This is a genomic window from Burkholderia sp. Se-20373 (assembly GCF_017104705.1).
GTDB lineage: Bacteria > Pseudomonadota > Gammaproteobacteria > Burkholderiales > Burkholderiaceae > Burkholderia.
This window is the reverse complement of record NZ_JAAGPH010000221.1, coordinates 1-8,748: the sequence shown is the minus strand read 5'-3', so window position 1 is coordinate 8,748 and position 8,748 is coordinate 1. Positions and strand designations below refer to the sequence as shown.

Annotated in this window: 11 protein-coding genes and 1 pseudogene; 7 read left to right on the top strand and 5 right to left on the bottom strand. The window is 69.6% G+C overall.

All coding sequences use genetic code 11. The features are described 5' to 3' along the window. Positions 1–100: 100 nt before the first annotated feature. Positions 101–1,402, top strand: coding sequence for a class I SAM-dependent RNA methyltransferase (locus tag G3N96_RS36140; RefSeq protein ID WP_039361417.1), 1,302 nt, complete (start codon positions 101–103; stop codon positions 1,400–1,402). Between the two features lie 96 nt (positions 1,403–1,498). On the opposite strand, the gene G3N96_RS36135 is transcribed toward G3N96_RS36140, so the two are convergent. Further along, positions 1,499–1,963, bottom strand: coding sequence for an SRPBCC family protein (locus G3N96_RS36135; RefSeq protein ID WP_089430617.1), 465 nt, complete (start codon positions 1,961–1,963; stop codon positions 1,499–1,501). Continuing rightward, entirely contained in the window at positions 1,956–2,288 is a 333-nt protein-coding gene (locus G3N96_RS36130; RefSeq protein ID WP_206140166.1) for a winged helix-turn-helix domain-containing protein, read from the bottom strand. The genes G3N96_RS36135 and G3N96_RS36130 overlap by 8 nt, the downstream gene beginning before the upstream one ends. Before the next feature lie 173 nt (positions 2,289–2,461). Between G3N96_RS36130 and G3N96_RS36125 the strand changes: the two genes are divergently transcribed. After that, a complete protein-coding gene (locus G3N96_RS36125; RefSeq protein WP_124576522.1) occupies positions 2,462–2,866 on the top strand; it encodes a VOC family protein in 405 nt (134 codons plus the stop codon). Positions 2,867–2,939: 73 nt separating this feature from the next. Beyond that, positions 2,940–3,626 (top strand): YafY family protein, encoded by a 687-nt coding sequence (locus tag G3N96_RS36120; RefSeq protein WP_206140164.1) that lies wholly within the window; start codon positions 2,940–2,942, stop codon positions 3,624–3,626. A gap of 73 nt (positions 3,627–3,699) precedes the next feature. Here the strand turns inward: G3N96_RS36120 and G3N96_RS36115 are convergent, their stop codons facing one another. Then, positions 3,700–4,623 carry a carbon-nitrogen hydrolase family protein gene (locus tag G3N96_RS36115; protein ID WP_046544957.1) on the bottom strand — a complete coding sequence of 308 codons (924 nt, stop codon included), beginning with the start codon at positions 4,621–4,623 and terminating at the stop codon, positions 3,700–3,702. Between the two features lie 80 nt (positions 4,624–4,703). Between G3N96_RS36115 and G3N96_RS36110 the strand changes: the two genes are divergently transcribed. After that, positions 4,704–5,624 carry a LysR family transcriptional regulator gene (locus G3N96_RS36110; protein ID WP_206140163.1) on the top strand — a complete coding sequence of 307 codons (921 nt, stop codon included), beginning with the start codon at positions 4,704–4,706 and terminating at the stop codon, positions 5,622–5,624. Here the strand turns inward: G3N96_RS36110 and G3N96_RS36105 are convergent. Beyond that, positions 5,624–5,769: pseudogene (locus tag G3N96_RS36105) on the bottom strand (NAD(P)(+) transhydrogenase (Re/Si-specific) subunit beta); the annotation flags it as partial. The gene G3N96_RS36110 and the pseudogene G3N96_RS36105 sit on opposite strands and share 1 nt — an antisense overlap. A gap of 106 nt (positions 5,770–5,875) precedes the next feature. Between G3N96_RS36105 and G3N96_RS36100 the strand changes: the two are divergent. Both G3N96_RS36100 and mnmA read left to right on the top strand, forming a co-directional pair. Further along, entirely contained in the window at positions 5,876–6,385 is a 510-nt protein-coding gene (locus tag G3N96_RS36100) for an NUDIX hydrolase (protein ID WP_206140161.1), read from the top strand. Beyond that, positions 6,382–7,545: a tRNA 2-thiouridine(34) synthase MnmA gene (gene mnmA / locus G3N96_RS36095; RefSeq protein WP_206140159.1), complete on the top strand. Its 1,164-nt coding sequence runs from the start codon at positions 6,382–6,384 to the stop codon at positions 7,543–7,545. Before G3N96_RS36100 ends, mnmA begins: the two co-directional genes overlap by 4 nt. Before the next feature lie 57 nt (positions 7,546–7,602). Here the strand turns inward: mnmA and G3N96_RS36090 are convergent, their stop codons facing one another. After that, positions 7,603–7,977 (bottom strand): helix-turn-helix domain-containing protein, encoded by a 375-nt coding sequence (locus G3N96_RS36090; RefSeq protein ID WP_206140158.1) that lies wholly within the window; start codon positions 7,975–7,977, stop codon positions 7,603–7,605. A 74-nt stretch (positions 7,978–8,051) separates the two neighbouring features. Between G3N96_RS36090 and G3N96_RS36085 the strand changes: the two genes are divergently transcribed. Then, complete coding sequence (locus G3N96_RS36085) at positions 8,052–8,744, top strand: NAD(P)H-dependent oxidoreductase (RefSeq protein ID WP_206140156.1); 693 nt, start codon at positions 8,052–8,054, stop codon at positions 8,742–8,744. Positions 8,745–8,748 lie beyond the last annotated feature (4 nt).

Sequence of the window (8,748 nt, the reverse complement as noted above, 5' to 3'; positions counted from 1 at the left end):
CGCCCCGGCCCGCGCCGCGGCACCGAAAGGCGACGCAACGGCGGCCCCGGCCGCCCGCGCCGCGTACAATAGTGGACTTTTGCACGTCCTCACCCGCCTTATGTCCTCGCCCACCCTGTACGAATTCTTCGCCCCCTGCCCGCGCGGCCTCGAAGCGGCGCTTGCCGCCGAGCTGGCCGAAATCGCCGGCCGCCACCTGAACGGCGCGCCGTTCACCGCGGGCGCGCAGGTGCCGGGCGGCGTCCACTTCAGCGGCGGCTGGGCCGCCGGCATGGCCGCGAACCTCCATTCGCGCATCGCGAGCCGGGTCCTGCTGAAGATCGCGCACCGCGCGTACCGCAACGAGCAGGACGTCTACGCGCTCGCGCTCGAGCAGCCGTGGGAGCGCTGGTTCGCGGCGACGCAGACGCTGCGCGTCGACATCACCGCGATCAAATCCCCGCTGAAGAGCCTCGAATTCGCGACGTTGCGCGTGAAGGACGCGATCTGCGACCGGATGCGCGACAAGACCGGCGCGCGCCCGAGCATCGACACCGGTGCGCCGGACGTGCGCGTGTTCGCCTTCCTGACGGCGGGCGAATGCACGCTGTACCTCGACACGTCGGGCGAGCCGCTGTTCAAGCGCGGCTGGCGTCTCGACAAGGGCGCGGCGCCGCTGCGCGAGAACCTCGCGGCCGGCATCCTGCGCCTGACGGGCTGGACGCCCGGCACGGCGCTGTACGACCCGATGTGCGGCAGCGGCACGTTCCTCGCGGAAGCCGCGCAGATCGCACTCGGCGTGGCGCCGGGCGTCGAGCGCCGGTTCGGCTTCGAGAAGCTCAAGCAGTACGACATCACCGCGTGGCAGGGGCTGAAGGTCCCGGCGCTGGACGCGAAGCGCGCGGCGCGCGGCAAACGCGGCGAAGCGCTCGGTGTGTACGGCAGCGACATCTCCGGCGACATGCTCGAGAAGGCGCGCGCGAACCTCGAGCGTGCGGGCGTGCCGTCGGTATGGCTCAAGCAGGTCGACGCGCGCGGGATGACGCCGCCGTGCGACGGCCCGGGCATCATCCTCGCGAACCCGCCGTACGGCGAGCGGATCGAGGTGCGCGGCCGCAGCGCGCGCGGCGAGGTGCGCGAGACGGGCCGCAACCGCGGCAACGACGACGCATTCCGCCGCACCCACACCGACGCACCCGACAGCGAGTTCTTCAACGCGCTCGGCGATGCGCTGAAGCAGCGCTTCACGGGCTGGCAGGCGTTCCTGCTGACGTCCGACCGTTCGCTGCCGGGCCAGCTGCGGCTGCGCGAATCGGCGAAGACGCCGCTGTTCAACGGCGCGCTCGAATGCCGACTGTTCCGCTTCGACCTGATCGCCGGCAGCGTGAAGGCGCGTCCGGCCACGCCGGAAGGCGACGCATAACCTGCATCATGACCGCCACGGGGCCGCCGGCGCGGCCCCGCCGCGGCAACCGGAACGCCGCCGTTACCGCGCCCGCGGCAACGGCGGCGTTTCGTTTCAGTGCTTCGAGCACGCCCAGCGCCCCATCGTGAACGGCAGTGCCTGCCCCGTCTCGAGCAGCGTCTTGAGGCTCGACAGCACGACCGGCCAGCCGCCGCGAATCCCGCGATCCATCTCCGAGCCCGGCACCAGCCCGTCGTGCGTGACGGTCAGCTTCACGACGCCCTCGTGCGGCTCGACGAGATAGGTCACGCGCGACGCCTCCCCCTCCCCGGACGGCGTGCGCCACGTGACGACCAGCCGGTGCGGCGGATCGTTCTCGACCACTTCGCCGACGATGTCGACCCGCGACGGATCGTCGTAGTCCTGATGTTCCCAGCGCGAGCCCGGACGCCAGTCGGGCGACGCGTTGCGGTGCCGCACCCAGTAGTCCTTCGTCAGCTCGGCGTTGGTGAGCGCATCGAACACACGCTCGGGCGTCGATGCAATGAACGTCACGTACACAAAGGCCGGATTACTCATCGTTGTCTCCAGATTCGCCGGCCGCTTCCAGCCCGCGCTTGAGGTCCGCCAGCGCCTGCAGGCGCTGACGCTCGAACTTGCCGATCCAGCGTTCCGCGATGTCGTGGATCGGCATCGGATTCAGGTAATGCAGCTTCTCCCGGCCGCGCCACGTCGTCGCGACGAGATTCGCGGCCTCGAGCAGCGCGAGATGCTTGCTCACCGCCTGCCGGCTCATCGCGAGCCCGTCGCACAGTTCGGACAGGGTCTGCCCGCTTTTCGCGTGCAGCAAATCGAGCAACTGGCGGCGCGTGGCGTCGGCCAGCGCCTTGAAAACGAGATCCATGCCACTCCCGGGTCAATGGCCTTATTATGCAACCAAACAGTTGCATGTCAAGGGTGACAACTCTACTGACAATACGGTGTCAGCAGGCCGCGATCACACTGCAATCCCGGCGCAATGCAAGGCTGGTTTCCGCACCGAACCCGAACAACAAACAACGCAACAAGGAGCTCGTCATGACGTCCGCAACTGCCCATGCCACGCTGGAGCGCGCGATCGCGTGGTTCGACATCCCGTCCCTCGATTTCGACCGGGCGATCCGCTTTTACGAAACCGTGCTGCAGACGACGCTGCAGCGCGCCGTCATCGGCGGCGTGCCGATGGCCACGTTCGATCGCGACGCATCGAGCACGGGCGGCAGCATCGTGTTCGATCCGCAGCAGCTGAAGCCGAGCGCAAACGGCGTGCTCGTCTACCTGAACGCCGGCGAATCGGTCGTCGCGGCGCTCGACCGCGCGAAGCGCGCGGGCGGCGTCGTGCAGGGTTCGGTCGTCGAGCTGCCGAACAACTACGGCTACGTCGGCTACCTGATCGACACCGAAGGCAACCGCGTCGGCCTGCACGCGCCGAAATGCCACTGAGCGCGGCGGCCGTCGGGCCCACGCGGCGCTATCATCGCGAAGTCCCCACTGCCGTTGGAATCGAGGTGCCGTCATGACGCGCCGTGCCGACCGCCTGTTCCAGATCGCCGAGCTGCTGCGCGGCCGTCGTCTCACGACCGCGCAGCAACTGGCCGACTGGCTGTCGGTGTCGCCGCGCACCGTCTATCGCGACGTGCGCGACCTCCAACTGTCAGGGGTGCCGATCGAAGGCGAAGCCGGCATCGGCTACCGGCTGAACCGCAACGCCAGCTTGCCGCCGCTCACGTTCACGGCCGAGGAGCTGGCGGCGCTCGCCACCGGCGCACGCATGCTCGAAACCTGGGGCGGTGCGCGCTTCGCGAGCGGCGCGCGCTCGGCGCTCGCGAAGATCGCGTCGGCGATGCCGGCCGACAAGCGCACGGCGCTCGACCGCCTGCCCGTGTTCGCGCCGTCGTTCCACATCGACGAGACGTTTTGCGCGAAAGTCGACGCGATCCACCATGCCATCGACACGCGCCACGTCGTCAGCTTCGGCTACCGCGACCGGCTCGGCGCGCATTCGCAACGCCGCGTGTGGCCGCTCGGGCTCGTCTACTGGGGCGGGCGCTGGACGATCGGCGCGTGGTGCGAGCTGCGCGACGATTTCCGCACCTTCGACATCGCGCGGATGGGCGACATCACCGTGCACGAGCAGTTTCCGGACATGGAAGGGCGGCGGATCGCCGACTACATGCGGATCGCGGAAGCGCCGATGCGCTGACGCGGCACGACGGCGGGCGCGTTGCGCGCCGCCGCCGCTGCCCTTGTTCCGGGCCGCCAGGCTGCGCCCCGCCCTACCCGCCGAACACCACCGTCCGCTTCGGCCGCTCGTCGACGTGCAGCGAGAACACGTCGGGCCGCGCGTAATGCCCGACCACGTCGAAGTCGTAGCGCGCCCGCACGAGTTCATCGGTATCGATGCGCGCGGTCACGAGCCCGGCTTCGCCGATCAGCGGCTCCGTCAGCAGGTCGCCGAGCGGCCCGACGATCACGCTGCCGCCGCGAATCAGCGGCCGCTCCGGATCCCAGCCCGGCACGTCGATGCCGAGCGCGCGCGGCGACGGCTGCACCTGGCATGCGCTGACGACGAAGCAGCGCCCTTCGTGCGCGATGTGCCGCATCGAGCTCTGCCAGACGTCGCGCTCGTCGACGGTCGGCGCGCACCAGATCTGCACGCCCTTCGCGTACATCGCGCAACGCAGCAGCGGCATGTGGTTCTCCCAGCAGATCGCGGCGCCCGCGCGGCCCGCGGCCGTGTCGACGACGGGCAGCGTCGAGCCGTCGCCCTGCCCCCAGATCAGCCGCTCGGTGCCGGTCGGCATCAGCTTGCGGTGCTTCGCGACGAGCCCGTCGCGCGGATCGAAGAACAGCGCCGTGCAGTACAGCGTGCTGCCGCCGCGCTCGATCACGCCGACCACGAGGCTCGCACCGGTGCGCTGCGACAGCGCGGCCAGCTCGTCGGTTTCCGGCCCCGGCACGTCGATCGCCTGCGCGGCGTAGCGCGCATACGCGTCGCGGCCTTCGGGCAGCCGGTAACCGAGCCGCGTGCCGAAGATCTCGCCTTTCGGATAGCCGCCGAGCACGGCCTCCGGCAACACGACGAGCGACGCGCCGCTGTCGCGGATCGCGGTTTCGTAGCCGAGGATCGTGTCGAGCGTGGCGCGCGTGCCGGCGGGCGATGCGCCGATCTGCAGCGCAGCGATGACTGACGTGGACATGAAGGCGTCTCCGGTGAATGGGGTAACGCCATCTTTATCGATAAGATGTCATCGATCAAATCGATAGAACGATAAGTGTCATGAATGCAGATGATATCGCCGGCCTCGACCTGAACCTGCTGAAGGTGTTCGAAGCGCTGTACGAGGAAGGCGGCGCGAGCCGCGCGGCGCTGCGGCTCGGCCTCACGCAGTCGGCGGTGAGCGCGGCGCTCGCGCGGCTGCGCGTGATCTATGCCGATCCGCTGTTCGTGCGCACCGGCCGCGGGCTCGCGCCGACGCCGCGCGCGGACGAACTGAAGCCGATCCTGTCCGACGCGCTCGACCGTTGCCGCGAAAGCCTCGCGATCGCGGCCGACGGCGGCGACCGCATCGGCCGCACGATCTCGATCGGGCTGTCGGACGACTTCGAGATCGCGCTCGGCCGCGCGCTGATCGACGCGGTCGCGCGGGAAGCCGCCGGCATCCGGCTGATCTTCCGCCAGACGCACAGCGGCATCGCCGGCGACGCGCTGCTGCGGCACGGCGTCGACCTTGCGATCGCATCCGGCGGCTTCTCGGCGAACGGGCTCAGCCGGCGCGCGATCGCGACCGGCGGCTACGCGTGCCTGATCGACCCGGCCGCCCGTGAGCGGCCACCGCGCACGCTGACGCTCGCCGATTTCCTGCGGCGCGACCACCTGCTCGTATCGTCGGGCGGCGTGATCGGGATCGTCGACGAGGCGCTGGCCACGCTCGGCCACAAGCGGCGCGTCGCGGCGTCAACCACGCATTTCGCCGCGTTGCCGTACCTGCTCGCCGGTTCCGACGCCGTCGCGACGATTCCCGCGCACGCGGCGCGCGCGATCGCGCAATCCACCTCGCTGCGCGCGCTCGCCTGCCCGGTCGACTTGCCGCACTACCCGGTAGAAATCGGCTGGCGCACGAGCACGCAGCGCGACCCGGCGATCGTGCGCGTACGCGACACGATCGCCGCGTGCGTCGCCCATCTCGTCACGCCATGATCGCCGCCGAAGCCGCCGAGGATCACGTTGCGGAGCGAGCGGTTGATCGCGCGGCACATGATGTCCGACAGGATCGCGCCGACGAGCCGACGACGGGGCCTGCGATGATCAGCGTCGCGTTGTTCAGCGAGAACCCGATGCCGGCCCGTCCGGCGTCGCCGCGGATCGGCAAGACAGACGAATTGAAAGGGTCTGATTCGTTTAGCGCAGCGACCGGCAGCGTTCGGGCGCAACCGGTAAAATGCCGAACCATGAAACCCGAAATCTGGACCCCGCATGTGACGGTCGCCGCGCTCGTCGAGCACGCCGGCCGCTTTCTCATGATCGAGGAAGAAACCTCGTCGGGCCTGCGCATCAACCAGCCGGCAGGCCATCTCGAAGCCGGCGAAACGCTGGCCGACGCCGTGATCCGAGAAACGCTCGAGGAAACCGCGCACCCGTTCACGCCCGACGCGCTCGTCGGCGTCTATCTCGCGCACTACGACCGTCCCGGCACCGCCGGTGCAACCTACCTGCGCTTCACGTTCTGCGGCGCGGCCAGCGAGCCGATCGCGGGCCACGCGCTCGACGACGGCATCGTCCGCACGCTGTGGATGACCGCCGACGAGCTGCGCGCGTGCGGCGAGCGCCATCGCTCGCCCGCGGTGATGCGCTGTGTCGACGATTACCTCGCCGGGCGGCGCATTCCGCTCGATTTCGTGCACACGCATTCGGTCGCGCCGCGCCCCGAAACATTCGAACGTCAGGCGGTCAACAAATGAGCAAGCGCCGTGTAGTGGTGGGCATGTCGGGCGGCGTCGATTCGTCGGTGACCGCGTGGCTGCTGAAGGAACAGGGTTACGACGTGGTCGGCCTGTTCATGAAGAACTGGGAAGACGACGACGACGGCGAATACTGCTCGACGCGCCAGGACTGGATCGACGTCGTGTCGGTGGCGGACCTGATCGGCATCGACGTGGAAGCCGTCAACTTCGCGGCCGAATACAAGGACCGCGTGTTCGCCGAATTCCTGCGCGAATACTCGGCCGGCCGCACGCCGAACCCCGACGTGCTGTGCAACGCCGAGATCAAGTTCAAGGCGTTCCTCGATCACGCGATGTCGCTCGACGCGGAAATGATCGCGACCGGCCACTATGCGCGCGTGCGCGAGCGTGACGGGCGTTTCGAACTGCTGAAGGCCTTCGATCATACGAAAGACCAGTCGTACTTCCTGCACCGGCTGAACCAGGCGCAGCTGTCGAAGACGATGTTCCCGCTCGGCGAGATCCCGAAGACGAAGGTGCGCGAGATCGCCGCGCAGATCGGGCTGCCGAACGCGAAGAAGAAGGATTCGACCGGCATCTGCTTCATCGGCGAACGGCCGTTCCGCGATTTCCTGAACCGCTATCTGCCGACCAAACCCGGCCCGATGAAGACGCCGGACGGCAAGGTCGTCGGCGAGCACATCGGCCTCGCGTTCTACACGTTCGGCCAGCGCAAGGGCATCGGCCTCGGCGGCAGCAAGACCGGCAACGGCGATCCGTGGTTCGTCGCCGCGAAGGACATCGCGTCGAACACGCTGTACGTCGTGCAGGGCCACGATCATCCGTGGCTGCTGGCGCGCGAGCTGGTCGCGGGCAACGTGAGTTGGGTCGCCGGCGAGCCGCCGGCCGAAGGTTTCGCGTGCGGGGCGAAAACGCGCTACCGGCAGGCCGACGCGGCGTGCGTATTCGGCCGGGCCGCATTCGGCACCGCCACGCCCGGCCCGGAGGGCGAAGCGCGCTTCTCGCTCGCGTTCGACGACGCGCAGTGGGCCGTCACGCCCGGCCAGTCGGCCGTGCTGTACGACGGCGAGATCTGCCTCGGCGGCGGGATCATCGAATCCGCGCTGTCCGGCAACGTGCAGGCGAACGAAGCACCGGCCCTCGCGCTCGCCCGCTGACGCGCTGCCGCCGGCGCCGCCGCGCAAGCGGGCGCCGGCCGGAAGCGGCCCCGCCGCTCACCGCATGTTCCGCACCGACACGTCGTAGCGCTCACGCGCCGCGTCCAGCTCGGGAAAATGGCGCTCGGCCCAGCGGTCGAGCGCCACGAGCGTCTCCACGAGCGACCCCGCCACCGCCGTCAACCGGTACTCGACGTGTGCGCGCCGCGCCGCCACCGCGATGCGTTCGATCAGCCCGTTGCGCTCCAGCTCGCGCAACGTCTGCGTCAGCACCTTCTGGGAAATCCCGCCGATACGCTTGAGCAGTTCGCCATTGCGCAACGGCCGCTCGGCCAGCGCAGGCAGGATCAGCAGCGACCACTTGCCGGCGACCAGCGCGAGCGCATCGCGCGCCGAGCAGTCCGCCGCATAGACGTCGCCGGGAAATGCCATGGTTACCTCCGGGTGCGTGATTGCGCGGCCCCACCGCCGCCGGCCATCATCGTCGCACACTCCCGGAGCCCGCCATGCATGCGCTGATCGTCGTCGCCCATCCCGAACCGCAGTCGTTCAACGCCACCCTCGCCGGCACGGCGGCCGACGCCTGGCGCGCGGGCGGCCATGCCGTGACGGTCGCGAACCTGTATGGCGAGACGTTCGACCCGTGCGAGGCACCGCGCCATTACGCGGATCGGCTCGACCCCACTTGCTTCGACGCGCAGCGCGAGCAGCGCCATCACTGGGAACGCGGCACACTCGCGCCCGAGATCGCGCGTCACGTCGGCCTGCTGAAGCATGCCGATGCGCTGATCCTGCAGTTCCCGCTGTGGTGGTTCGGCGCGCCCGCGATCCTGAAGGGCTGGATGGATCGCGTATTCGTCTACGGCGGCCTTTACAGCAGCCGGCAGCGCCACGATCGCAGCGTGCTGCTAGGGCGGCGCGCGTTGCTGAGCGTCACGACCGGCTCGTCGGCCGCCGCGTGCGCGCCCGACGGCCGTGAAGGCGATACCCGCCTGCTGCTGTGGCCGGTCATGTACGCGCTGCGCTACGTCGGTTTCGACGTGCTCGAACCGCACCTGATCCACGACGTCCGCGGCGGCCTCGCGGGCGATGCCGCGCGGCGGCAGGACGCGGGCCTCGCGCGCTGCCTCCTCGACTACCTCCCCGGGGTGGGGGAGAGCGGGAGGTCGGCCGGCGGGGAGTGGGTGTTGCGCGTGTAGCACA